Source organism: Rhodococcus sp. ACPA4, assembly GCF_002300185.1.
GTDB classification, from domain to species: Bacteria; Actinomycetota; Actinomycetes; order Mycobacteriales; family Mycobacteriaceae; genus Rhodococcus_F; species Rhodococcus_F globerula.
This window is the reverse complement of the sequence record NZ_NSDY01000001.1, coordinates 4,855,752-4,881,157: the sequence shown is the minus strand read 5'-3', so window position 1 is coordinate 4,881,157 and position 25,406 is coordinate 4,855,752. Positions and strand designations below refer to the sequence as shown.

The window sequence follows — 25,406 nt, the reverse complement described above, 5'->3', positions numbered from 1 at the left end:
GTCACTACAGCCGTCACAGCTCGTCCTCCTCAATGCCTTGGTTCCGCAGCGACGCAACCACTTCTGCCCGAATGTCGTCGCGCAGCTTCTCGTAGAGTTCGATCACCTCGGGATCGTTACGGTCCCTGGGACGAGCCGCATTGACCTCGTAGACGCTCTTGATCCGAGCCCGCGGGCCGGCCGACATCACAACCACACGGTCAGCCAATGTCAGCGCCTCGTCGATATCGTGAGTCACGAACACCACGGTGCATCGAGTGTGCCGCCAGATACGGTCGAGTTCGGTCTGCAGAACCTGACGAGTCTGAGCGTCCAACGCACCGAACGGCTCGTCCATGAGAACCAGCGACGGTTGGTTGGCCAGAACTCGTGCGATCTGAACACGTTGCCGCATACCGCCGGAGAGCTGCGAGGGGAACTTTGCCCCGGCGTGGGGCAAGCCGACCATCGCAAGGTACTCGGCGGCGATACTGGCCTGCTCGCTGCGGTTCGCTCCGCGCATCCGGGGTCCGTACGCCACGTTCTGGCTTACGGTCATCCATTCGAATAGCGCTTCGGAACTCTGAAACACCATGCCTGCGTGGCGGTTACTGCCGTCGACGACGTCTCCGTCGCACACAATCTCCCCGGCACTGGGTTCCACGAAACCGGCCATGGACGACAGCAGCGTCGACTTACCGCAGCCACTCGGCCCGAGCAGACATACGAATTCACCGGGCTGCACGTGCATATCGATTCCGGCGACGATCTCCGCCGCGCCGAAACTGATCCCGAGGTCGACCACGTCGATGGCCACACCCGTGTTCTTTTTACCGGGGCCGGTCGTGCCCGTACTACTTGTTGCGATACTCACTGTGCACCATCCTTGTACCAATCCAGAAGCATTGCCGATTCGAGATCCGGCTGGTCACTGAGAACACCGATCGACTTGTAGAAGTCGACGATCGACTGTGCCGACTCGATATCCGCAGCTTCGAGATTCACGACGGAGAAGTCGATCTCGTCGACCGCGGCAATAGTCTGATCCTCACTGACGTTCACAGCGGTCTTGGTCGCGGACGCTGCAGCTGCAGGATCCGACTCGACCTTGCGCGTTGCTTCGTCGAGCACCTTCGCAACGGTCCGCGCGGTCTCTTCGTTGGCCGACAGCCAGGGAGCCGTCGTGATCGCCCAGTGATGGTAGAACCAGCCGTAGTCTCCGGTGACTGCCACTACGTGGCCGGTGCCCTGATCCAGGGCTGTTGCCGGCCACGGCTCCCACAGAACAAACCCGTCGATGTCGCCGCGGCTGAGCAGCGCGGGCATGTCCGTCGGGGTTGCCGAGATCATTTCCACCGAGCCGGGGGCAATCGAATTGGCCGCGAGATACTTGTCCGTCGAAATCTGGCTCAGACCCGGGACGATGCCCATCTTCTTGATCGCAGCCGGTGAGTCGACGCCGTTGCGCAGCACAACCTTGATGTAGTCGCCCGACGCCTCGTACGAATACATCGCGCGCAACGACGGATTCTGACGCAACTGGGCGATGGTTGTCGTATCGGAGCTACCGGCGATCTGGACCTGCCCGGTCGAGAGTGCGTCGACGGCCTCGCCACCACGACCGAATTGGACAAGTTCGACGTCCAGACCTGCGGCGTCGAACATACCTTCCTGATCCGCCACGAAGAACGGAGCATAGGAAGCGTCGATTCCGACTGCGATACGCAGTGGTCCACTTCCGGCGGAATCAGCTGTGCTTTGCGTCGCCGGGCGGCTGCATGCGCCGGTTGCAACGGTCAGCAGCAGCGCAGCCGAAACAAGAGCAGTCCTTCCAAACTTTGACAGCGAGGCCATCTACTCACACCTTTGTTTGTGATCTGTGCCGCAGTTGCGGGTTGTGGAGAGCAAACCTAGCCGTGCCTACCTATGACCGAGAACCAACCGGGTCCACCGTGCGGACCGGGGACAGGAACTTACCTGGGCGAAACACCGCACCTGGAGGAACGTGCGAACCGAAATACTGCGGTAACACGGCCTTCGGTCACAATGTCCACCGAATTGTCTGCTTGCGCAGCGCGCCTGCGACATTCTGCGCCGTCATCGAGTAGATCGACGCACGCGCTCCGGCGCTGCCCCCTGCGACGTGAGGACTCAAGAGCGTCGAATCGAATCCGCGAAGGGGGCTCGAAATCGGCAGTGGTTCAACGTCGAACACATCGAGGGCCGCGCCGCCGATATGCTTCGAACGCAGAGCTCGTGCCAATGCAACGTCCTCGACAACAGCGCCGCGTGCCACATTGACGACGATCGCGCCGTTGGGCAACTGCGAAATTCGATCGGAATTGATCAGTCCCCGAGTTGATTCCGTGAGCGGGACGGCGAGCACCAGGACGTCGGAGAGAGGCAACAGTTCCTCGAGCGATACAAAGGTCGCATTCATAGGCTCGCGCGGTCTCGAACGCGCGGTGACGTAGACATCACAACCAAAGGCCCCGAACAACTCTGCACACCGACGGCCGATCGACCCGACCCCTACTACGCCGACCCGGCGCTGCGCCAAGTCGCGACAATCTCGCGTCAAGATGGATTCCTGTGGCCAGGACCCGCCGGTGACCTCGTTGTGCGCCCAGAACATGGAGCGGCACAACGCACCTGCCGCCAGCACTGCCCATTCCGCAACCGATTCCGCGTTGGCGCCGGGTGTATTCGCGACCGGAACCCCGAAGGCGCGCCACGCATCCACGTCGATGAAATTGGTTCCGGCACCTGGCTGTTGGACAAGGAGTAGTTGCCGTCCGAGTTCGGCTTCCTGCTTGCCGAGCGGCAGATCACCACTCCAGTCACCCACCACGACATCACACATCGGCAACAGTGCATGTAGTGCTTCCGTAGTGCGCTCGGGCAAGCGAACTACCTCGGCCTCACTTCCCACGGCGTCACGGATCGCGCTGCCAAGTCCGTTGTCGGCGTCTGCCGTCAGTAGAAGTACTTTCTTCACGAGAACTCCTCAGGGTGAGACGATGACTGTACCTTCGGAAAACGCCAGAGCCGGCCTCCTGATCGAGAGGCCGGCTCTGTTACGCAGCAGTCTGTTTGGTTCTCAGATGGCTGCCTTCGCGCTTGCTGACGCCTTGGCCAGAAACTCGAGGCTCAGCGGGTTGTACTTCGCTGCCTGCTCGTGCTGCGGCCAGTGACCGCACTCCGCGTAGAGCTCGAGCTGAGCACCCGGGATATCCTCGGCCATCTTCTTCGCCTCAGGAACGTCGCCGAACGGATTTTCCTGTCCCCAGACCACCAGGGTAGGCGCCTTGATGAGTGCCATCCGATCCGGGCGCAACAGATTCCGCTGGCGAACCTCCATCTCCTGCAAGGAAAGAAGGTTGTGGATGTTGGCCACGAAGTCGGGCTGGTGGTAGATCCGGTGACGCGCCTGAACCAATTCCTCCGTTGCATTGGCCGGATCGTGCATGAGCAACTGCATGCGGGCGCGGGTCAATTCGATGTCGTCGCTCTGAACGGCCTTCGCTGTCGAGGTCTTGATACGCTCCATCACCGTCGGATTCGCGACGGTACCGCCAGCCGCGAGCAACTGCAACGAGAGGACACGTTCGGGCTGCTCGCTGGCCAGGTAGGCGGCGACCCAACCACCGAGGCTCTCGCCCACCAGGTGCACACGATCCAGCCCGACCGCGTCGAGGTAATTCACCAAATGCTCTACGTAACGCGGAATCTCGTACGGGTAATCAGGCTTACCGGTGTAGCCGTGACCCAGCATGTCGATCGCATGAACCCGGTAGGACTCGGCGTGCGGCGCGATATTGCGTGCAAATGCCTCGAGGTGTCCACTGGTGCCGTGCAGGAAGATCACGGCCTCGTCGCCGGATCCGGCCTGCAGAGAGCGCGTGGGGACACCGCCCGCGTCGACGGTCGTCAACTCGAAATCGAGTCCGGCAAGTTCGTTCCAGATTGTCATGAGAGAAACTTCCTTTGCTGAAGGTGGCAGATTATGTTGTTACGCTGGCTGTTCCAGCTGGATCGAGAACCGCGACGCCCATACCGGTGAGCCACTCGGGAATCGCTTCGTAGGCAAGGCGTTCTCCCGGAATGTAGTCGAGCATGGCCGCCATCATGAGCCATGTCCGTAGCTCCTGCGCACCATTGCCCGCCTCGTCCTCGATCCGCTCCGTCGTGAACTCGGCAAGCTCACTTGCCTTGCCACTGGCAAACAGATCAAGAATTCGGTCATCGAACTCCGGGGTGATCGCGGCATCGGCGGCACGGATGATCTGACGCCGTCGGACGTCGTAGTCGGACCAATTCTCCCGACCGTCCAGCCAGGCTTGAACCATGAAATCCTCGTCCTCACCGTGCGGGTCACGCCAGTCAGGCCAGGGCAGCCGATGGGATAAACCGCCGGAGGCGATCACCACCACGCGGGTATCCGCAGGGTACGACGCAATGGCGTCCCGCAGAGCCTTCGCCACTTCCTCGCATCGCTTGAAAGTCGGCAGCGGCGGCGCGAATACGTTGACCACCAACGGAACTATCGGAACATCGATTCCGTCGAGAAGATACTGAATCGCGTGGGACTGACCGTGATCGATCTGCAATCGAGCCGAGTAGGCAAGATCGAACCGGCCACCTTCGATCAGCTCGTTTGCAAGGTGCCTCGCGAAGTCCACGTCCACCTGCTGCGGGCCCTTGGGTGTACCGGACTCGCCACTGGAAATACACTCGCCGACGCCGAGCGTGAAAGCCGGAATCAGATCCAGCCAGAAACCACGAAAGTGGTTGGAGCCGAGTATCAATACAACATCGGGATTCGCTTCCGCGATTTTCTCCCGGGTCAGATGCAGCGCGTCCCGGAAGCGTTCGGCCTCCGCCTTGTGCGTCGTCTCTTCCCAATGGGTGTTCATCAATGTGCTGTGGGAAGCACCGACACCCAGAACTATCTTCGCCATCAGTCGATTCCTACTTCCTCGAGCGAGCGGGTGACGGTATCGAGGGCCACTCGGATCAGATACTTCGTAAATCTTTCTGCTGCAGCCAGATCGACTGTGTTCATCCCCATCGCGAAGTCCACCTCGAACGGAGCGTCGACCACCTTCGGCATACCCACCCGGATCGTCGGGATGCCGCGGCTGCGCAAGATGTTTGCGTCGGTTGCACCACTGGCGTCGAAGAAGTCCTGATGAGGCTTCCCCTCAGCGGCTTCCCACGCGTCGACGGCCGAGTGCCGCAACCACATCCGCGGATCCGAACCCTCCCCCGGTATTGCCAGCACCTGTTCGACCTCGATCTGTAGATCCAGCGATTGTGCGATGTCCGCCGCCACGGCAGTGAGTTCACGTTTGGCGGCGGTGGGCGTCGTCCGTGGACTCAGCCGTAGATCAACGGTCAGGCGCACCTGCTCAGGGGTGAACGACGCTGTTCTCTCCCACCCGCCACGAATATTGGCCACAATTCCTTGCGGCGCAACCAATCCGTCCTGATGCGCCGCTGAGTACTTCGGGAACCATTCCTCCAGTTTCGCGACAACCTCACCGGCCGCGGTAATCGCGTTGCGATACGGCAGCCGGTGGCGAGAACCGACGTAGGTGTGCAGCCCGTGCACCGTGATCTCGAACCAAGCCAGCCCCACTTCTTCCCAGGAGACCGTCCAGCCCGGCTTGGCGATCAGCGCACAGTCCGCCCACACTCCCTGTTCCAGGAGGAACGAGCAGCCGGCGCCCTGACCGGTATTGCGCCGGGGGTTTCCGACACCGGGGCGGGCATTGGTCGGCATACCACCGGCACCGAATCCGAGCACCAGGTCACCGCGGAGTGGAATACCGGCTGCGGCAATTGCTTCGGCCGCTGCGATGATGCAGGCGGCATGGCCTTTCGGATTCGACGCACCTAACCCGATGACGTAGTTCTCGTCGACCTGGGCGTGCGGCGTCAGGTCGGCTCGCAACTCGTTTCCCACCCACGGTAGATCTTCTGCCGGATCACCTGTCGTGACGGTGTCGATCGGCGCATACAGCAACAGATCCGGCCCGGACCCGTCACCGCGCAACCGTCCCCACGAGTTCGCCTGCCGGTCATCGAGATCCATCGTATGGGCCTCGATGCCCGACGCCGTCAAGACCGCCGTGATGTGGCGGGCCAGCGGTGCTTCGTCGCCGGTGGGGCTGGGGATGTCCACAACCCCGGTGGTGAGATCTCGCAATCTCGCGCGATCGACGTTGGCCCAGGCCTGCTCGACCCATTCCCGGCGCGTGTCGTCGAGGCCTGCGAGAGCGTCGGCCCTCGCAGTGGTCATGGATTGACCTGATGTACCTGGGTATTGCTGCGTTCGCCCGCCAACTGCCATAGTTTGGGAACTGCCACGGCAACAGCGGCACCGATAGCGACTGCTGTCAGAATCTTGAACATGCGTTTCTCCTATTCGCTGGTGCCGGTGGGGATCTGGGCGTCGGTGACCGGAGCCGGGCGCGGGGCAGCCGTCCGACGCTCGCGGGTGGGCCGAACCGGCGCCTTGGGGGTGTGTTCGGCCGCGGCGGCGATCTTCTCGGCGTACTCTTCCTCTGCCAGATTTCGCCACGTTGTCAGCGATACGTCGGGTCGGTACAGCTTCTCCGGCGGCGCGTCGGTGACCTCGACCATCCACGCATCCTGCCCGGAAAACTGACCGTGGAACAGCCAGCGGATCGCGCCGAGGTACTTGGCGTAGAACCCCAATTTTGCTGCACCGGAGACGAAGTTGACCATGAGGCCGACATATTTGTGGTTGTCCTCGTCCACCGGCACGTAGAACTCGTAGTGAATGAACTTGGGGTACGCGATGCGCAGGACGCCGGGCATCGACAGCGAAGCAAAACCGGGAAAGTTCTGTGCTGCGATCACAGGATTGACATCCAGACCGGCACCGACGTTTCCGATCTGCGAAATCTGGGTCTCGTCGGGCTTCTTCTTCCACCACCGCTTATTGGTCCAGGTTCCCACGCCCGGGAAGTCGGCCTCCCAGTACACCTCTTCCTGTACCCGGTAAATCCAGCGACCCTCCGGGATGATGCTCGTGATGTTCCACGTAGGCATCGGCTTGAACAAGCGCCACAATGCGGTGCGGTGCAGGTACTTCGCATGTCCCTCGTCGAAACCGTTCTCACATGCGAAGCGCCAGTTACCTTCTCGCGGCTGAATGCGACCGCCGACGATGCCCTTGTTCTCCACGAGTTCACGCGGCAACTGGTCGTCGATGGACGGCGCCGGCTCGTTGGCGATCGGTATGTACACCCACACCAGACCGAGTCGCTCCTCGACCGCATAGGTCTGGACGTTCAGCTTGCCGCAGATCTTGGAATCCGGACCGTCGGTGATGACCGCAGCCAGTTTTCCGTCGGTGAGACGGTACGTCCAGCCGTGGTACGGGCAACTGACGGTGCCCGGGAACTGCTGATCACCCTCGGACAGTGGAACGCCGCGGTGCGGGCACCGATCATGCAGGGCGTACGCCTTACCGGCGTCGCGGATGATCGCCAGCTTTTCACCACAAATCGTGTAGCTCTTGGGATTTTTGGTGATGTGGTTCGACCACGTGACCGGGTACCAGTAACCGCGGTATCCGCTGCCGGCTGCGTTGTAACCCGGCCATGCCGTCCAATCCTGCCGACCGGCCGCTCGCGGCCGCTCGGGCAGCGCGAACGTGGCTTCCGACGCCTCGACACCAGTCATGTGAAGTCCTCTCGACACTGAACGTTTGAATGAAACAGATCTTGGGCGACATCGCGTTCTACGCCAACGGATTCGGTTCGCTCAGCAGACCCGGACCACCACAGCGGTTCCGACAGCACACAGGACACCGTCATCGGAGTGCTCTAGTAGAGTCAAAGTTTTTTTCTCACCATGTATCTCAGTGACTTCACCCGAGACTTCCAGTGTGGTTCCGACAGGAGCAGGCGCACGGTTCTGCCACGACACGGAGACAACGCCTTCATATCCACCGGCAAACTGTGCGGCAGCACGGTGGAAGAGCGTGCCCTGCAACTGAGCCATGACAACCGGCGCGGACAGCTTTTCCGTCGCAGCATAGGAGGCGTCGTAGTGAATACGGTGCGAATTGTGCGTCGACGCCCCGAATCGAAGGACTCGGACCGGATCGCATACCAAAGCGACCGACTCGATCGGTGTGCCGACGACTACGGGTTCGGTCATCGGACGATGAACTTCTCGACGACCTCGGCAAATGCGCCGGACTGCGCACCCCGATAGGTCTTGGTGACCGAAAGCAGCAGAAACTCGTCAGGAGCCCGACCTTTGATCGCCACGGTATCGAGTACCCGCGCTACGGTGACCGGCTCGCCGAACGGGGCTGGTTGCAGGAACGTCACACTCTGCCCGCCTGCCATCAAGCGAACATCGATGCCGTCTGTGCCCGGGACTTCGTCACGAAACATGCCGTCTGATCGGTACTCTCGATCGGATCCGCCCTGCGGACCACGCAAAAGCGAAGGCAGATACATCGGGTGGAGCGCAAATGCCGGGTGCTCCGGGTCCAGAAACCGGGGGTCGGTCTCGGCGGCGGCAACCGCAAAGGCAATCGACTCCGCCGGGCGCACCGTTCCCAGCTCTCGTGTTTCCCGCGTTCCGATCATCGCCTCTGCGCGATCACGCGCGTGCTCGAGTTCTGTTCTCATGCCAGCACGCTAGGCATTCGGAAGTGTCGCAGCCACGAACCGGGTTCGCCTGCCGGACCGCAATACTTCCCATTGCTGTCACCTCGAGGTCAGGTATAGCCATGGCTGATCAACCGAAGAGCTTGTACGCCAAAGCTGATGGCGTCACATTCCACTACTACGACCTCGGCGAGGGCGACCCCACGATTTTCCTGCACGGAGGTGGACCTGGCTGCACCGCGTGGTCCGACTTCGGGCCGGTGGCCCCTCTCTTCGCCTCGGATCGACGGGCGATTCTCGTTGATCTCCTGCAATACGGTCGGTCCGACAAGTGCACCATCACCGGCCCCATGTGGGACTTCCACGCCGCCAAGATGGTTGCTCTGCTCGACGAACTCGGCATCGAACGCGCCGACTTCGTCTGCAACTCGTGGGGCGGCACCATAGCGCTCAATCTCGCGGCAAAGTTCCCGGAACGCGTTCGCTCCCTGGTGATCACGGGCAGTATGCCCGTCTTCTACGGCCCGCTCGCGCCCCTCCCCGAAGATGGCCGTCGCGGCCGCAACGCCCGCGACGTCTACTACGGCGGCACCGGCCCCACCCTCGAAAAACTCCGCACCTTGATCACCAGCCTAGAATGGTTCGACGGATCGAAGTTGCCCGCCGAAACCCTCCAGATGCGATACGAGCAAAGCCTCGACCCCGAGGAAATGGCCTTGGCTGCCTCGGCAGACTCCCCTCGTGGCGATTGGCAGGACCTCACAGCCGAACTCGGCCAGATCCAGGCACCGACGCTCTTCGCCTGGGGAATGCACGACGCGTTCCTCACCCCGGACTACCCGCTCATGCTGGCGCGGATGATCCCGCATGGCCACCTCTACATCATGGACCAGGCGTCGCATCATCTTCAGGAAGAGCGGCCATACGACTACTACAGTGTTGTTTCGGGTTTCCTTGACCAACAGCACAACTGAACGAACGGTAATCGCCCCGACGGGCGGTGCACGGATCCGATTGGTACTGCTTCTCGGAATCCTCACCGCCCTCGGGCCGTTCACCGTCGACATGTATCTTCCTGCGCTGCCGCAGATCACGCAGGAATTCGGCACGTCGGAGACAATGGTTCAGCTGACCCTGACCGGGACGCTTCTCGGTCTTGCGTTCGGTCAGTTGATCATCGGCCCACTTTCCGACATCTACGGGCGTCGACGCCCCTTGCTCGTGGGCACAGTGATTCACGTCGGCGCATCGTTGGCGTGCTTCTTTGCGCCGTCCATCGAAGTCCTCACGACGCTGCGAACCCTTCAAGGTTTTGGCGCCGCGGCCACCGGTGTGATCGCGATGGCGATCGTTCGTGATCTCTTCACCGGACACGATGCGGCGGTGGTACTTTCGCGACTGATGTTGGTCATGGGCGTAGCGCCCATCCTGGCTCCGTCCATCGGCGGGGCACTGATGTCCGTAACACAATGGCGCGGAGTCTTTCTCGCTCTCTTCCTCCTGGGTATCGCCATGATTGCACTCGCCGCAGCGTCACTCCCGGAAACACTTCCACCCGAGAATCGGTCAGGCAAGGGCATCGGCGCGATAGCGCGAAGCTACATTGCACTCGGTCGTGATGCTCACTTCATGGTGTTGGTTCTCGTGTGCGGTCTCGGCCGTGGTGTGCTGTGGTCGTACATCGCGGCGTCGTCCTACGTAATGCAGGAACAGTTCGGTCTGAGCGCCACAGCGTACGGGTTTGCCTTCGCCGGCGGGGCCGTAGTGCTGATCGGCTCGTCTCAACTCAACGTCGTGCTGCTCGGACGGTGGTCGCCGAATTCCATCACGATCTGGGCAATGTGGGGCAGTAGCGTCGTCGGCGCTGCATTTGTTGCCGTTGCTGCCACCGACTCGTTGGGCTTCGTCGGGTTTGCCGTCCCCATCCTGCTGATGCTGTGCGCAACGGGTTTTGTCATGCCCAACGCACCGGCGGTTGCCCTGTCGCGTCACGGAGAAGCCGCGGGCTCAGCGGCCGCGCTGATCGGATTTGCGCAGTTCGGCGCTGCCGCAGTGGTCGCACCGATCGTCGGCCTGCTGGGTAATACCAGTCTTGCAGTGGCCATCTCCATGACCGGGGCTTCGGTTCTCGGAGTGATAGCACTGCTGTGGGTGCGTCGATAGGAACGCTTACGCAGAGCGTTCGAGAACCGACACCTTCCGGCTGATTCCGGCAGCTGCCGCGCGCAACGGCTCGGCAAAGCGCTCGGTATCCATTCGATACCGCGGACTCGAGACGCCGATCGCGGCAACCGCTTCCCCGTGTCCTCCGAAGATCGGTGCGGCGATACTCGACGTCCCCAGCCGAACCTCTTCGCTCTCCACCGCCAATTGCTCCGAGCGAACGGCATCGAGTTGCCTACGTAACCCGTCCTCCGAGTTCACCGTCCGGTCGGTGAACTCGACAAATCCGTTGGTTACCACCGCTCGAAATACGGAATCCGGCGAGTACGCGAGTATCGCCTTGCCGGTGGCCGTCGCATACATCGGCAGCCGGCCGGCCACCCGCGACGGCAGGTCCACACCGTGATGACCGGAGATCTTGTCGATGTACAGAACCTCGAGACCGTCACGAATCACGAGGTGAACCGTCTCCCTGGTTGCCGCATGAAGATCCTGCACATACGTAAGCGACGCCTCACGCAGAATCCGTTGACGAGGCACCAACTGGCCAAGTTCGAAAAGCCGTAACCCCAATCCGTACTTGGTCCCGACTCGTTCCAGCAGGCCCAGTGACACCAGTTCACCGGCTATTCGATGCACCGTCGCCTTCGCAACGCCGCTTCGGTTCGCAAGCTCGGTCAGCGAAAGCGCGCCCGAATCCGCGTCGAAGGAATCGAGTATCAGGCGCGCCTTCCCCAGCAACGAATGCACCGCCGAGCGCCTCCAGTACACAGATTGTGGTCCACCCAGCGGACCAAGTCTGCTTCAGTGTACTTAGGCCTTAGATCTCCGCGCCCACGAACTGACTGTTGTAGAGCCGGTAGTACGCACCCCGCGAGAGCAGCAGCTCCTCGTGGCTTCCCTGTTCCACGATGCGGCCGGCCTCCATCACCACAATCAAGTTCGCATCACGAATCGTCGAAAGCCGGTGAGCGATGACAAAGCTTGTACGGTCGCTGCGCAGAACCGCGGTGGCACTCTGAACCAGCAGCTCAGTGCGCGTGTCGACAGAACTGGTGGCCTCGTCGAGAATCAGAATGGACGGCTGCGCGATGAACGCTCGAGCAATGGTGATCAGCTGCTTCTCACCGGCACTGATGTTGTTGCCCTCTTCGTCGATGACGGTGTCGTATCCCTCGGGCAGGGAGTGCACGAACTTGTCGACGTAGCTCATCTTGGCAGCGCGCTGAATCTCCTCTTCGGTGGCGCCCGGCTTGCCGTACGCGATGTTCTCCCGGATCGTGCCGCCGAACAGCCAGGCATCCTGCAGAACCATGCCGATGCGCGACCGCAGATCGTCACGCGTCATCTTCGCGATATCGATACCGTCGAGAGTGATGCGACCCGAATTGAGCTCGTAGAACCGCAGAATCAGGTTGACCAGGGTGGTCTTGCCGGCACCGGTGGGGCCGACGATGGCAACCATCTGACCGGGCTCGGCCACCAACGACAGATCCTCGATGAGGGGCTGCTCCGGCTTGTAACTGAACGTGACGTCCTCGAATGCCACCCGTCCCTTGGACACGGCCGGGGACTGCGCGTCGGCGGGATCGACGGACTGCTCTTCCTGGTCGAGGAGCGCAAACACCCGCTCAGCGGAGGCAACACCGGACTGCAGCAGATTGGTCATCGACGCGATCTGCGTGAGCGGTTGCGTGAACTGGCGTGAGTACTGGATGAACGCCTGCACATCACCGAGCGTCATCGTGCCGGAGGCCACCCGCATACCGCCGACAACTGCGATGGCGACGTAATTCAGATTGCCGAGGAACATGACAGCAGGCATAACCAGACCGGAAATGAACTGCGCTTTGAAGCTCGATTGGTAGAGCTTCTCGTTCTGCGTGCGGAAACGCTCCTCGACCTCGTTCTGCCGGCCGAACACCTTGACCAACTCGTGTCCGGTGAATGCTTCTTCAACCTGCGCGTTGATGCCGCCGGTGCTCTTCCACTGTGCGACAAAGTGTTTCTGCGAGCGCTTGGCGATGACAGCCGTGACGATGATCGACAGCGGAACCGTCGCGATGGCGATCAAAGCCAGAATCGGCGAGATGACCAGCATCATCACGAGGATCGCGATCACCGTCATCACCGACGTCACCAGCTGACTTAGCGTCTGCTGCAGGCTCTGCGCAACATTGTCGATGTCATTGGTGACGCGCGAGAGAACATCGCCGCGCGCATGAGTGTCGAAGTACCGCAGCGGAAGTCGATGAATCTTCTGCTCGACGTCCTCGCGTAGGCGTCGAACCGTGCGTTGCACGACAATATTGAGCAGGTACGCCTGCAACCAACTGAACAGCGACGCGCAGACGAACAGCAGCAGCACGATCATCAGCACTCGGCCGACCTCGGCAAAATCGATCCCGGTACCGGGGACCACGTTCATGCCGGACACCATGTCCGCGAACTGATTCTGGCCCTGCTCGCGCAGACCCGCCACTGCTTGGTCCTTGGTAATTCCGGCGGGAAGCTGTTTACCGACAATGCCGTCGAAGATGAGGTTGGTTGCATTACCCAGGATCTTCGGGGCGATCGAAGACAGCACCACACTGACCGTGACCAGAACAAAAATCAGGATGACAGCGGGCTTGTCGGGGCTGAGCCGAGAAAGAAGACGCTTCAGCGAAGGGCCGAAATTCATGGCCTTCTTGGTGGGATCACCACCGCCGGGAGGTCCGATCGGAGGTGAGGAACTCGGCCGATTGCTCATGATGCGTCCTGTACGGCTAGCTGAGAGGCGACAATTTCGCCGTAAGTGGGACAACTGACTTGCAGTTCGTCATGGGTACCGACACCGACAATCGCACCGTCGTCGAGCACGATGATCTGATCGGCTTCGACGATGGTGGAAATACGTTGCGCGACAACGATGATGCAGGCGTCCCGGGTAACGGGCTGCAGCGCCGCTCTCAGTCTCGCGTCTGTCGTGAGGTCCAGGGCCGAGAACGAATCGTCGAACAAATAGATCTGCGGCCTGCGCACCAGTGCCCGCGCAATGGCCAGACGCTGACGCTGACCACCGGAAACCGTCGTACCGCCTTGCGACACCGGGGTGTCCAGGCCTTCCGGCATCGCGCGGACGAAGTCTGCGGCCTGAGCGACCTCGAGGCATTCCCACAGCCACTCGTCGGTGGCGTCGGGGTTGCCGTAGCGAAGGTTGGTTGCGACGGTTCCCGAGAACAGGTACGGCTTCTGCGGAACAAGTCCGATAACGGAACACAGCAGGTCGGTGTCGATGTCGCGCACGTCGACACCACCGACGGATACCGACCCGGATGTGGCGTCGATGAGTCGCGGAATCAGGTTGAGCAGCGTCGTCTTACCGGATCCGGTGCCGCCGATGATCGCGGTGGTCTTGCCTGGTTCGGCCCGGAAAGTGATGTCGCGCAACACCGGTTCCTCGGCGCCGGGGAACTGGAACTGAGCGCCGCGAAGTTCGACGACGCCCGGGTTCTTCAGTTCTCGAATCGGGTTCTCGGGCGGAATGACCGACGACGCTGTATCGAGCACCTCGGAGATACGTTCCGCGCAGACCGATGCACGCGGCAGCATGACGGCCATGAAAGTAGCCATCATGACGGCCATCAGGATCTGCATGATGTAGCTGAGCATCGCGGTGAGCGAGCCGATCTCCATGGCCCCACTGTCGATCTGATGCCCACCGAACCAGATGACCGCGACACTGGTGACGTTGCTGATCAGCATCACCAGCGGGAACATCACCGCCATCAGTTTTCCGACACCGAGCGCCGTTTCGGTCAGTTCGTCATTGGCTACACCAAAGCGCTTCACCTCGGAAGGCTCGCGAACAAACGCGCGGACAACCCGGATACCGGTGATCTGTTCGCGTAGAACACGGTTGACCGCGTCGAGACGACCCTGCATGAGCCGGAAGCCGGGAACCATCCGCGCGATCAAAAAACCCATCGAAATCGCCAGCAACGGCACGCTGATACCCAGAATCCAGGACAGATTCAGATCCTGACGCAGCGCCATGATGATGCCGCCGACGCACATGATCGGAGCCATCACGAGGATGGTGCAACTCATCACGACCATCATCTGCACTTGCTGGACGTCGTTGGTATTTCTGGTGATCAGGGACGGCGCACCGAAATAGCCGACCTCGCGGGCCGAGAAAGTACCGACCTGATGCAACACCGACGCCCGCAGATCGCGTCCGATGCCCATGGCAACACGAGCACCGAAGTACACCGCACCCACGGAGCACAGGATCTGCGTCAACGTCACAAGGAGCATCACCCCACCCGTTGACAGGATGTAGCCCGTATCCCCCTTTGTCACACCGTTGTCGATGATGTCGGCATTGAGACTGGGAAGGTAAAGGGCAGCCATAGTCGAAATAAACTGCAGGACGACAACGCCCGTGAGTTCGCCACGATAGGGCTCTAGGTAAGTGCGCAGCAGCCTGATCAGCATAGTGAGCGAAGGTTACCAATCTCTGCCGACAAGTGCCGCAAGGTTTTTTCGGCCACCGGGAACTCCGACAAAAACACACGTGCCGCAACCGACTTGGAGTCGATTGCGGCACGTGTGTAGGACCCTGCTGTGCAGTTAGGCAGATGTTGCAGCCAATTCCGCTTCCTTGTCGGCGCGGAGTTGCTGGCTCAGCTTCTCACCCTCGATGTCGACGTTGGGCAGAATCTTGTCGAGCCACTTGGGCAGCCACCACGCCTTGTCGCCGAGCAACGCCATGACCGACGGAATGATCACCATACGAACGATGAAGGCGTCGAAGAAGACTGCGGCAGCGAGCGCAAACCCGATCGACTTGATGAACGAATTCGGCTCCGCGATGAAGGCACCGAACACGGAGATCATGATGATCGCGGCAGCGCTGACAACCCGGGCACCGTGATTGAAGCCGATGGTGACAGCCTGCTTGGCGTTAGCTCCGTGGACGTACTCCTCACGCATGCGCGTCACGAGGAACACCTGGTAGTCCATCGCGAGTCCGAACACCACACCGATCAGGAAGATCGGCATGAAACTCACCAAAGGTTGCGGGTTCGAGATAATTCCCAACCAGCCGTGCTGGAAGATCGCAACCGTGGCGCCGAATGTCGCGAGCACGCTGAGCAGGAAGCCCAACGTCGCGGTCAGCGGAACCAGGATCGAGCGGAACACCAAGAGCAACAGGATGAATGCCAGGCCGACCACTACCGCAAGATAGGGAACCAACGCGTCCTGCAAGGTATCCGAGATATCACCCTCGAGTGCAGTCTGACCTGTGATTCCGTAGCTCACACCGATCGAATCAGCCAGTCCTGCTTCGGCACTGCGGAGACTGCTCACCAACTCCATGGTTGCCGGATCCGTGGGACCGGTTGTCGGAGTGATCAACATCTGCGCGGTATCGCCGGCCTGGTTGACTTTGACGATCTGTGCATTCTGGACGCCGTTCAGCCCCGAGATCGTCGAGACGACCTTCTCGAATGCCTCGCCGGCCGGAACGTCTGCACCCTGTGCGTCGATGACACCGAGCAGCGGACCGTTCTTACCGCCACCGAAGCCCTCGTCGATCAAGTCGTACGCCTGACGCGAACTTGTTGCCGGATCACCCGTTGCCTCCGACGGCAATGACAGGCTCAATCCCGTTGCCGGCAAAGCCAAAGCGCCCAGAAGTACAACGCCGCCGATCAAAGGAACGAGCGGGCGTCGCACGATGGCGCTGATGTAGCGCAGAGCCAGCGTTGGCTTACCCGAATCCTCGGACTCCTGAGCCTTCTTGCCGAGGAACGGAATCTTGCCGGCAAAAGCCTTCCGGCCGAAGATACCCAGGATCGCGGGCAACAACGTCAAGGCGATGAGCACTGCGATGAGCACTGTAAATGCCGCTGCCGCACCCATATCCGAGAGGAACGGGATGCCGACGACACGCAATGCCACGAGGGCGATGATGACCGTCAGACCAGCGAATACGACTGCGGAACCGGCAGTTCCGACTGCGCGTCCGGCGGCTTCCGATCGGTCGTCGGTCAAGGTCAGCTCATGCCGGAACCTGGACATGATGAAGAGCGAGTAGTCGATCGCCACTGCCAGACCGATCATGATCGCCAACGTCGGCGTCATCGATCCGAGGTCCATGAAGCCCGTCGCGACGGTAATACCGAGGCTGCCGATTGCGATACCGATGATCGCGGTGATCAGCGGAAGTCCGGCGGCCACAAGCGAACCGAACGTGATTGCCAGAACGACGGCAGCGACGGCAATACCGATCAACTCGGTGAGCCCACCGGGCATCTCGGCTTCCTGCGCCGCAGTACCACTGACCTGGACGTTGAGTCCTTCGGCCCGTGCCACATCGGCAGCAGCATTGATCGACTCACGCATCGCCTCATCGGCATCGGTGACAGCGCCGACAAAGGGAACCTCGATGTATCCGACCGTGCCGTCCGCGCTGAGCGGCGACAATGCCGCAGCGTCTGAGCTTGCTTTTGCCTCGGAAGTTCCGGCAGCAGCGGCCTGCTCCTGGAACATCGCCGTCATCGAATCATTGGCGGCAACCGGGTTGACCAACGCCTTCGCGGCCTGTTCCGGCGTCGCCGTAGCCGGATCGACCTTGGCAGCGTCCTCGACCGTGTCGATCGCGCGGATCTGCGCGAGCATGTCGTCCATGGCCTTGACGTTTGCCGGATCAGCCAACGTCGTACCTGCAGGCGCTTGGAGAACATATCGGGCACTCAACGAATCCATAGCGTTGGGAGCGTCCGGGAAACGCTCCGCCATCAGGTCTTGGGCCTGCTGCGCGGGAGTACCCGGAATGTTGAAGGAGTCCTTGGTGGGACCGGACAGGGTCGCAGCCCCGACGCCCATCAGAACCAGGATTATCAACCAAACGCTGAGGACCGCGCCTTTTCGCCGGTAGGCGAACTTGCCGATCCGATAGAGATAGGTGGCCACGACGGGCTCCTTGCTGTTTCGGTGCGTGTACGTGGACAGGTATTAGGTGTGCGTGCTGAAGACGCGGTGTCTCAGAGACGCGGTGTCTCAGAGACGCGGTGGCGGCGCAGGCAACCCTGCACGAATTTGCCGAAAAGCGTCATGGACCAGTTCTTCCGGTCCGGAAGCATCCGACTTTCCGCCGGACCAGATGGCGATCACCGATTTAGCGGCTCCGGCCACCGCTCCGAGGAGGAGTGTCGGGTACAGGTCACGCTCGACATCCGTGCCGGTACGTTCGGCCAATGCCTGAGTGACTGCACGGTTGATCCGCTGATGCATGTCCGCAGCGTCCCGATAGAGAGCGGGACTCGCGTCCGACAGCATCCAGATACTTGTTGTCTTACTCGCTGTCGGACCGGAGCCAGTCACGATTTCGACCACAAGATCCTCGAGGACGTCGAGAATCGGTTCGCCCGCGGGCCGAGATGCAAGCGCCTCGATCCAGAGAGTTACCGATTCCTCGAAGCTGGCGAGTACCGCCTCCTCCTTGCTGGAGAAGTAGTTGTGGAATGTCCTCGTCGACACTCCAGCCTCGGACGCAATCGCGTCGGCGGTGACGCACTCGATTCCGAGAGCCCGAGCGAGCCGTTCTGCCGCACTGCTGAGTGCAGCGCGGGTTGCCGCCTTCTTGCGGTCTCGGAGACCTGGCTCGGTTATCACTCTCTCCACGTTACGGAACTTGCAGACATCTGCAAGTTTGCAGAGTCATGCAAAATTGTGGATTCCGGCACAGCTTCGCGGCAATTGTCGGGTAGGTCACACTCGCCAGGCTCGCGGATCGGCACCGCCTCGACAAAAGCCACGCCTACACCAGACAATGGTCAAAACGGTTGCCATTGATTAACCAACCGCGTGGATTAACCGCTGCGGATCAACCACCCGATCTTGAACAACTGAGGAATTTCATGGACCCACTCCTACAAAGCTGGCCGGTGCCGCCTTCGGTCATGCTGTGGGGATCGAAGAACGGCCCCGGCTCAATGCTGCGGCTCGTCAACTTCACCATCGGGTTCTGCTCGCTCAACTTTTCCCTGGTTGCCTATCTGTTCCTGATCAGCGGCGAAGGCCCCGACCGACAGTTCGCGCGCACCTGGCTCATCGCATTCGCGACCGTAAACCTCATCCCCACTGCCCTTTGGTTCCTCGGAAAAGTTCGCGGGTCGCGCGCTCTGAAACTGTTCGGGATCTGGGCAGATCTGGGAACAGCCTCCGTCATCATCACGTTCACCAGCCACGATGCAGCACTCTTCGGCGCGGTGCTCTTCGTAGCCTCCGGCGCCTACTTCACGTACTTTCTCAACTTTCGATGGCTCGCCTTCCACCTTGCCTTCTCCTGTACGTTCATCATTTCCCTGGCGATCCTCGCCATCACCCGCGGGACGCTGCCCACTGCCGGCGTCATCGCGCGCACCGACGTAATCCTGTGCGCCGTCATCTTCATCCCGGCCACCATCCAACTCGCCTGGCGGCAACTACTCGCACGCGCCAACGGATCGAAAGTCGACGCACTGACCGGCCTCCTCAACAGGCGCGGACTCTGGGACATGGCCGAACGGGTCTGGTCGACCTCACACGCCAACCGCGTCGACGTTGCGGTCGCCGTCGTCGACATCGACAAATTCAAAGCCGTCAACGACGCCTACGGGCACGAAGTCGGCGACACCGTCATCATCAGAACCGGCAACCGACTTCAACAACACGTCAACGGATTCGGATACGCAGCGCGCACCGGCGGCGAAGAATTCACGCTCGTCATGATCGGAACGCCATACGGACTACGCAAACGCATAGCGACTCTGCCCCGCGCAGTTGTCGAAGCCACGGACGCACCCCTGGCGACAGTCAGTATCGGCGCCTCCACGATGCCGTTCACCCCAGACATGGAGCAATTCGACTACACCGCGTTCTCCCGCGCGATAGTCCATGCCGATCATCTGATGTACGAAGCGAAATCATCCGGCGGGAACTCCGCGAATACCGCGCCACTCGACATGACGCGCTTCGACCGATCCGGGAACTGACGTCAGCGCCGCTACAGCCCCCAACGTCAGCGCCGCTACAGCACTTAACGTCAGCGCCGCTTCCAGGCCCCCGGATCCGCCGTCAACTGATTCACAAAGTCAGGTAGGTGGCCGTCGGCCACATCCGCCATCGTGACGTTCTCGAGCACCGCGCGAAGATTGACGCGGACCGCTATCCACACATCCTTGAGCTGCGTCGCCGGACCCGTGTAATCGACATCCTCGGGGCGCTCCCCACGGATCGACGCCAACGGACCTTCCACTGCACGGATGACGTCGGCAATCGTGATTTCCGGCGCGGGACGGGCAAGCCAGTAACCACCCTCGGGTCCGCGCTTACTCGTCACAAGGCCGCCGCGTCGTAGATCCGACAGAACTGCCTCGAGAAACTTATGGGGGATCACCTGCGACGTTGCGAGAAACTCGGCTTTGGCCGGGCCTGGACCAGCTGCTGCGAGTTCCGCCAACGTTCGCACGGCGTAGTCCACCTTTGCGGTGATGTGCACCGGCAATTCCTACCATTCCCCTATGGAAAGGCGCAAGGGAATGCATCTTCCATGTCGTTACACATTAATGCATAATGTAACGATAAACCCGTGAACGGACAGGACAACTAGCGTGTGGGACACCCTCCTCGAATCTTGGAAGTCTCTCCTGGAACCACTCCATGACCCGGTAGCGCTGGCCATCCCCGCGTTTGCCCTCTTCCTGGTGATCGAATGGGCAGCAGCGCGCAAACTCGAGGATCATCCCGACCACGCCGACGGCCGAGCACACCCCGCGACGGGCGGTTACCGTGGCGTCGACGCCCGCACGAGCGTCCTACTCGGAGTGGTCTCCATCGCGACCAGCGCCTTCTGGAAAGTTCTTGCCCTGATCGGATATTCCGCCATCTGGGTATATCTCGCGCCATGGCATCTCTCACCGAGCGCCTGGTACACCTGGGTGATCCTGCTACTCGGAATCGATGCCCTCTACTACGCGTATCACCGCATCGCACACCGCGTTCGAGTTATCTGGGCAACACATCAAGCGCACCATTCGAGCGAATACTTCAACTTCAGCACCGCCCTGCGTCAGAAGTGGAACAACAGCGGCGAAATAATCATGTGGCTACCGTTGCCGTTCCTCGGAATTCCGCCGTGGATGATCTTCGTCGGCTTCTCCGTCAGCCTGGTCTACCAGTTCTTCGTACACACCGAGCGGGTCGGAAAGCTCTGGCGTCCCATCGAATTCATCTTCAATACGCCATCACACCACCGCGTTCACCACGGGTCGGACGCCGAATATCTGGACCGCAACTACGGCGGAATCCTCATCGTCTGGGATCGGATCTTCGGCAGCTTTGCCGCTGAAACACACCGGCCGACATACGGACTCACGACGCCGGTCGGAACGTACAACATCTGGAAACTGCAAACGCGCGAATACGCTGCCATTGCCCGCGATTGGAAAGCGTCGACGTCATGGCGCAATCGCGCCGGCTATGTGTTCGGGCCTCCCGGATGGTCACCGAAAGCCGAACTCACGTCACCAGAATCCACAACCCACTAGCCGCGAGAACCAGCAGGCTCACCGCCAGTACAGCGCCCATGCCCAAAGCGGGCGTTGCCTTTTCCCTGGCAAAGAGCTCGAGCCGCGCAGATCTCGACCGACGCTCGTAGATCGTGACGGCAACAATCAGGACAGCCGCGATTGCCGGACCGATCATCGCCACCGAACCGAACGGCGGCAACCAGCGCAGGCACGCCACGGCCAAACCGAGGATGGACAGACTCGTACGCACGAATGAGAGCGACGTGCGTTCGGACTGTAATCCCTTGTCAGGAGGGCTGATCGCGCTCCTGCCCGAAGGACTGATTGCGTCGGACGGCTCTACGGTAGTCAAGCTAGTTCACAACCTCGACCACGAGGACAGTCGCACAGATGACCAGAACGATTCCCACTACCGGCGCCATGAGAGGCACCGGCAGTGAGCGTTCAGCTCGCAATGCCCGCTCCGCACTGATCCAGTGGACAAAAGATGTGATGGCGATCAGCGCTCCGCCAACAAGGAGGAGCGCCGCCAGACCGGAGCGAACGCTCTCGTTCAGAATGTCGCCGCCAAAAGCCTCCAGGCCGACGCCCGACGCGATGAACGCAGTCGCGGTGCGCACCCAGGCCAAATATGTCCGCTCGTTTGCGAGAGTGAACCGCGGATCCGGGTCTTCGCCTGAGCGGAACGGCTTCCACAATCGCATTAGTGGGACCGTCCGCCGAGACAACACTCGTACCTGAGGACGCGCCGCGAATTCAAGTTCATGTCCTTAATCTTCCCTGGCGGCGGAAACGCACCGCCATCCGGGCTTGATCAGGACTGGTCGAGCGATACCAGAAAGTCCACGCTGCCACTGCCGTCGACAGTTACGAACCCGAGGGACGGAGGCTGCACACCGAAGTCGGTCCACGTCACCGGAATGGAGCCGGACGCGATCAGCGTGTCACCGGAGTGCAGAACCGTCATGTCCACGGACACCGGCTTGGACTGGCCCTTGAGCGTCAACGTGCCAGGCACCGTCACCGTCGCAGTTGTCCCATCCGTCGGCACCGACGACAGATCCACCGGCGAGTCCATCGTGAACGTCGCCGTCGGATAGGTGCTGGTGTCCATCACGTTGCCCGTGAACTGGCTGTCACGCCGGTCGGAGTCGGTCTTGATACTCGCCACCTGCACGGTCACTTCGCCGGCCGTGAGCTTTTCACCGTCGACCGTCGCATTGCCACTCACCTCTCCTGTGGTGCCTACGACAGTCACACTCGATCCGTTGAGAATCTCGTGCACGGTGTACCCGGCTGCCGTCTGGTTGTCCCCTTGTCCCGCGACGACGGTCCACGCACCGTCAATCGACCCGGACGCCGCCTCGGCACCTTCCGTAGACACCACGGCTGCGGGAGCGTCATCTTCTGCGATGAACTTCCCGTACGCCCACGGCCCCACGAGTAGGGCGAGCACGACCACGACTACTGCTCCGCCGATCCACCACATCTTTTTCATGCGTTCGACGATAGTTGCAGCTTCAACGGATGTCAGGGGTTGCCAACTGTGGGAACTCTGTGAATGTGCTCCGTGACGACTGGGCACGAGAGGTCATCTGCGGCACTTGGTAATGATTTGGTAAAGTAGCACCACGCTTCGAAGGAGGTGTTCACAATGTCGGACCTGGCCCTCCTGAGCGACGACGAGTTGGACGAGCGTCGAATCGCCCTCAGTCAATCACTCACTGCCGCAGCCTATTTGATACCTACCCCGGCGCCGTCGTTCTTCGAGAAATTGAAGCAGGATATCGACGACGCCGCGGCAGAGTGGAATGCGCGACGCTCCTGAGGACGGTCAGCCGCGGGCGCGGACAAACTCCGCGTCCGGATTGCCGGTGCCCGAACCGGAGACCTCGAGGTGGTTGCCACCACCGCGACCGGGCTTGCGCCGAACGATCGCGACGACGAGAAGGAGCACCCCCACCAGCGCAGACACGAGCGGAACCCAGAATTCCGCTATCTTCAGCTGCCGTTCTCCCCGTGCAACCTTGTCGGCAACCTTCTGGATCGACGCGTCGGAGGTCTGGGCCCGGACCTGGGAGAGATCGAGAAGTGGCACCAACGCGCCTCCCGACGCGATATTGAGCACTGCGGTTTGGTTCTGGGCGATGCGGATGGGCGTACCGAAATGAGTGTCGACAGCGGCGTCGAGCATGTTCACCGAGGTGTACGTGAGGGGCACCGGGTCGGGCGCAGCCGCTAGTGCTTGTTCCACTGCAGCCGCCCGGTCAGGCGACAATGCGGGAATCAAGGTCCGCACTATCTCACGCGGCAGTGTGGAGCCATCCCCGCCCGGGACGAGAGCTGCGATTCCAGCCATGACCGGACCCAGAACCACGGGGTCCACGATGGGAGCGGTTGCCGTGCCGGTGAATTCGTACACCTCGCGCCCCGCAAGCGTCGTTGTTCCGGTGTAGGTGACAGGTTGAGCAGTGCGTGTCACCTGGTCGTAGACGAGCGCGTCGTCGGTGGTGGGGTTCATCGGGAAGGACAGCGTGATTCCGCCGCGTTGGTCCTCGACCGACACTCCGTCCGGCGGGGCGGCTTGGGTGAAATCCACGCGATTAACGGCAAAAGAGCGGACATCGGTGATGTCACCGCTCGGAAGATGGGTGACCACTGTGCACGTGACGAGCGCGGTATCTCCTACTACCCGATCAACTTTCAACGAGCGGTCAATGGTGATCGGCGTGCCCGCGTCAAGCCCGAAGGTCGTGGGGTCGATCTGGCGGAGTGCGCCCTCGAACAGTGCGCCCTCTTTGGTATCTGCGGGCAGCTTGGACATATGCGGCACAACAACGTACCTGATCACCGCCGCAGCAGTGATCAGCATCAAGCCGACGATAAAGAGTGCAATGGACGAACGGCGCAGGGCCATATGGTTTCTCCTCGGAAAGCGAGCGAATTGCTCAGCCGTGAGCGGTCGGTTGTCCGGTCACTCGACGACGGTTGGTGAACAGCTCATCGCAGGCACTGAATCCACCCGCGGATCGGACGCTGTCAATTGAAAACCGACTCAGCGTCGAAATATGTTCTTGTGGAGGGTATTCCACACACTGGCGTGACACAAGACACATTTGGGGAATTGTTTCCGGGTTTGAAAGTTCTCTCGCAGAGACGATCCAGGCCTCGCGGAAGGCACAGGCATGGCAAGATTGCGGCCCCGACTTCGGAAAGTCGGGGCCGCAATCGCGCCTTATTCAGTTGTACAGACTGGTTTGTTCCGGTCAGCCGTTGTCTGCTGAATTATCTTTCGGGTCAGCGGAATCCGCGGCAAGCAAGCGCTTCGCCGCCAAGCGCAGGCGCCGTTTCACCTCGTGGGCTGACGTTTCCCCGTTCAGCCAACTGCCGACACTGGCGACCCACAGGGTTTCCACCATGCACAGCGCGCGTAACTGCATTGGGCTGCAGCGATGGTCGGGGCCCCACGCTTGAACTGCGGCAATAGAGGTGAAGGGGGTGGACCAGGGTGTTATATCGGTGACTTCTGCAGAATGTCGGACTCGATCGGGGTCGAACTCGAGCACTGTATTGCCCGCGGCCAGCACGGAGTGTGCGAACCCCGGATCCTTGACCATCGCCACGAAGGCCCGGACAAACACTTCTCCGGCACGACCCTCCGCCGTCCGCTGTCTTGGCGGACGACGGAGCACGTCCTCGGCCAGAGAGTCCAGTTCTGAACTGACGGCGGCCGTGATCAGCTCGTCTTTGGACGCATAGTACTTGTACAGCGTCGAAAGGGCGGTTTGGGCACGACGAGCGACCTCCCGCATCTGCACGGCTTCGTAGCCACCGGCGGATGCCAACTCACGGGCCGCTTTCACGACTCGCTCGACACGGAATGCCTTCGCCTCAGGTGTGCGGCCATTAACCTTCACTGCGGCCATCCGTGCTGTCCCCAATCGTGTACCGAAATCTGACACTGTCGCATCAGCCACCACGATATCGTCCCGGCCCCAACCCCAGTTCACACGCTCAGCGTCCGGTACTCGTTCTCGCCGAG

25 protein-coding genes are annotated in these 25,406 nt (G+C 61.1%); 5 read left to right on the top strand and 20 right to left on the bottom strand.

The window, feature by feature from the left end; genetic code table 11:
* Positions 1-13: 13 nt before the first annotated feature.
* From CJ178_RS22340 to CJ178_RS22300, 9 genes are all read right to left on the bottom strand, one after another.
* On the bottom strand, positions 14-853 hold the full coding sequence (locus tag CJ178_RS22340; protein WP_051730580.1) for an ABC transporter ATP-binding protein: 840 nt from the start codon (positions 851-853) through the stop codon (positions 14-16).
* Positions 850-1,833, bottom strand: coding sequence for an ABC transporter substrate-binding protein (locus CJ178_RS22335; protein WP_033235074.1), 984 nt, complete (start codon positions 1,831-1,833; stop codon positions 850-852). The genes CJ178_RS22340 and CJ178_RS22335 overlap by 4 nt, the downstream gene beginning before the upstream one ends.
* A 187-nt stretch (positions 1,834-2,020) precedes the next feature.
* Positions 2,021-2,977, bottom strand: coding sequence for an NAD(P)-dependent oxidoreductase (locus CJ178_RS22330; RefSeq protein WP_033235075.1), 957 nt, complete (start codon positions 2,975-2,977; stop codon positions 2,021-2,023).
* 102 nt (positions 2,978-3,079) lie between these two features.
* On the bottom strand, positions 3,080-3,952 hold the full coding sequence (locus CJ178_RS22325) for an alpha/beta fold hydrolase (protein WP_033235076.1): 873 nt from the start codon (positions 3,950-3,952) through the stop codon (positions 3,080-3,082).
* 31 nt (positions 3,953-3,983) lie between these two features.
* Positions 3,984-4,940: a catechol 1,2-dioxygenase gene (locus tag CJ178_RS22320; RefSeq protein ID WP_095887687.1), complete on the bottom strand. Its 957-nt coding sequence runs from the start codon at positions 4,938-4,940 to the stop codon at positions 3,984-3,986.
* Complete coding sequence (locus CJ178_RS22315) at positions 4,940-6,283, bottom strand: M20 family metallopeptidase (RefSeq protein ID WP_095887686.1); 1,344 nt, start codon at positions 6,281-6,283, stop codon at positions 4,940-4,942. The genes CJ178_RS22320 and CJ178_RS22315 overlap by 1 nt, the downstream gene beginning before the upstream one ends.
* Positions 6,284-6,405: 122 nt before the next feature.
* A complete protein-coding gene (locus tag CJ178_RS22310) occupies positions 6,406-7,695 on the bottom strand; it encodes an aromatic ring-hydroxylating oxygenase subunit alpha (protein WP_033235079.1) in 1,290 nt (429 codons plus the stop codon).
* An 81-nt stretch (positions 7,696-7,776) separates the two neighbouring features.
* Complete coding sequence (locus CJ178_RS22305) at positions 7,777-8,175, bottom strand: acyl dehydratase (protein ID WP_095887685.1); 399 nt, start codon at positions 8,173-8,175, stop codon at positions 7,777-7,779.
* Positions 8,172-8,657 (bottom strand): FAS1-like dehydratase domain-containing protein, encoded by a 486-nt coding sequence (locus CJ178_RS22300; protein ID WP_033235081.1) that lies wholly within the window; start codon positions 8,655-8,657, stop codon positions 8,172-8,174. The genes CJ178_RS22305 and CJ178_RS22300 overlap by 4 nt, the downstream gene beginning before the upstream one ends.
* Before the next feature lie 101 nt (positions 8,658-8,758).
* On the opposite strand from CJ178_RS22300, the gene CJ178_RS22295 reads away from it, so the two are divergent.
* Both CJ178_RS22295 and CJ178_RS22290 read left to right on the top strand, forming a co-directional pair.
* Positions 8,759-9,610, top strand: coding sequence for an alpha/beta fold hydrolase (locus CJ178_RS22295; RefSeq protein ID WP_095887684.1), 852 nt, complete (start codon positions 8,759-8,761; stop codon positions 9,608-9,610).
* A complete protein-coding gene (locus CJ178_RS22290) occupies positions 9,591-10,799 on the top strand; it encodes a multidrug effflux MFS transporter (protein WP_051730592.1) in 1,209 nt (402 codons plus the stop codon). The genes CJ178_RS22295 and CJ178_RS22290 overlap by 20 nt, the downstream gene beginning before the upstream one ends.
* Before the next feature lie 6 nt (positions 10,800-10,805).
* Here the strand turns inward: CJ178_RS22290 and CJ178_RS22285 are convergent, their stop codons facing one another.
* The 5 genes from CJ178_RS22285 to CJ178_RS22265 all read right to left on the bottom strand — a co-directional run bounded on the left by CJ178_RS22285 (position 10,806) and on the right by CJ178_RS22265 (position 18,467).
* Positions 10,806-11,549, bottom strand: a complete 744-nt coding sequence (locus tag CJ178_RS22285; RefSeq protein WP_092805710.1) for an IclR family transcriptional regulator — start codon at positions 11,547-11,549, stop codon at positions 10,806-10,808.
* A 70-nt stretch (positions 11,550-11,619) separates the two neighbouring features.
* Positions 11,620-13,551, bottom strand: coding sequence for an ABC transporter ATP-binding protein (locus CJ178_RS22280; RefSeq protein WP_084702606.1), 1,932 nt, complete (start codon positions 13,549-13,551; stop codon positions 11,620-11,622).
* Positions 13,548-15,281 carry an ABC transporter ATP-binding protein gene (locus CJ178_RS22275; protein ID WP_095887683.1) on the bottom strand — a complete coding sequence of 578 codons (1,734 nt, stop codon included), beginning with the start codon at positions 15,279-15,281 and terminating at the stop codon, positions 13,548-13,550. The genes CJ178_RS22280 and CJ178_RS22275 overlap by 4 nt, the downstream gene beginning before the upstream one ends.
* 135 nt (positions 15,282-15,416) lie before the next feature.
* On the bottom strand, positions 15,417-17,765 hold the full coding sequence (locus CJ178_RS22270; protein WP_045066448.1) for an MMPL family transporter: 2,349 nt from the start codon (positions 17,763-17,765) through the stop codon (positions 15,417-15,419).
* A gap of 87 nt (positions 17,766-17,852) precedes the next feature.
* Entirely contained in the window at positions 17,853-18,467 is a 615-nt protein-coding gene (locus tag CJ178_RS22265) for a TetR/AcrR family transcriptional regulator (RefSeq protein ID WP_095887682.1), read from the bottom strand.
* A gap of 245 nt (positions 18,468-18,712) precedes the next feature.
* Here CJ178_RS22265 and CJ178_RS22260 point away from each other — a divergent pair, with 245 nt between their 5' ends.
* A complete protein-coding gene (locus CJ178_RS22260; RefSeq protein ID WP_095887681.1) occupies positions 18,713-19,828 on the top strand; it encodes a GGDEF domain-containing protein in 1,116 nt (371 codons plus the stop codon).
* Between the two features lie 50 nt (positions 19,829-19,878).
* Here CJ178_RS22260 and CJ178_RS22255 read toward each other — a convergent pair whose 3' ends face one another.
* Positions 19,879-20,334, bottom strand: a complete 456-nt coding sequence (locus CJ178_RS22255; RefSeq protein ID WP_045066446.1) for an RrF2 family transcriptional regulator — start codon at positions 20,332-20,334, stop codon at positions 19,879-19,881.
* Positions 20,335-20,446: 112 nt separating this feature from the next.
* Here CJ178_RS22255 and CJ178_RS22250 point away from each other — a divergent pair, with 112 nt between their 5' ends.
* On the top strand, positions 20,447-21,382 hold the full coding sequence (locus CJ178_RS22250; protein ID WP_095887680.1) for a sterol desaturase family protein: 936 nt from the start codon (positions 20,447-20,449) through the stop codon (positions 21,380-21,382).
* Here CJ178_RS22250 and CJ178_RS22245 read toward each other — a convergent pair.
* The 3 genes from CJ178_RS22245 to CJ178_RS22235 form a co-directional block, all read right to left on the bottom strand.
* Positions 21,354-21,716 carry a DUF202 domain-containing protein gene (locus CJ178_RS22245; protein WP_052683456.1) on the bottom strand — a complete coding sequence of 121 codons (363 nt, stop codon included), beginning with the start codon at positions 21,714-21,716 and terminating at the stop codon, positions 21,354-21,356. The two genes, CJ178_RS22250 and CJ178_RS22245, sit on opposite strands and share 29 nt — an antisense overlap.
* Before the next feature lies 1 nt (position 21,717).
* Positions 21,718-22,068 (bottom strand): YidH family protein, encoded by a 351-nt coding sequence (locus tag CJ178_RS22240; RefSeq protein ID WP_045066442.1) that lies wholly within the window; start codon positions 22,066-22,068, stop codon positions 21,718-21,720.
* A gap of 110 nt (positions 22,069-22,178) precedes the next feature.
* Positions 22,179-22,862: a YceI family protein gene (locus CJ178_RS22235; protein WP_045066440.1), complete on the bottom strand. Its 684-nt coding sequence runs from the start codon at positions 22,860-22,862 to the stop codon at positions 22,179-22,181.
* Positions 22,863-23,018: 156 nt separating this feature from the next.
* Here CJ178_RS22235 and CJ178_RS32865 point away from each other — a divergent pair, with 156 nt between their 5' ends.
* Positions 23,019-23,192, top strand: coding sequence for a hypothetical protein (locus CJ178_RS32865; RefSeq protein WP_165826333.1), 174 nt, complete (start codon positions 23,019-23,021; stop codon positions 23,190-23,192).
* 6 nt (positions 23,193-23,198) lie between these two features.
* On the opposite strand, the gene CJ178_RS22230 is transcribed toward CJ178_RS32865, so the two are convergent.
* Positions 23,199-24,281, bottom strand: coding sequence for a porin PorA family protein (locus tag CJ178_RS22230; protein WP_095887679.1), 1,083 nt, complete (start codon positions 24,279-24,281; stop codon positions 23,199-23,201).
* A gap of 349 nt (positions 24,282-24,630) precedes the next feature.
* A complete protein-coding gene (locus tag CJ178_RS22225) occupies positions 24,631-25,341 on the bottom strand; it encodes a TetR/AcrR family transcriptional regulator (protein WP_141485430.1) in 711 nt (236 codons plus the stop codon).
* Positions 25,342-25,406 lie beyond the last annotated feature (65 nt).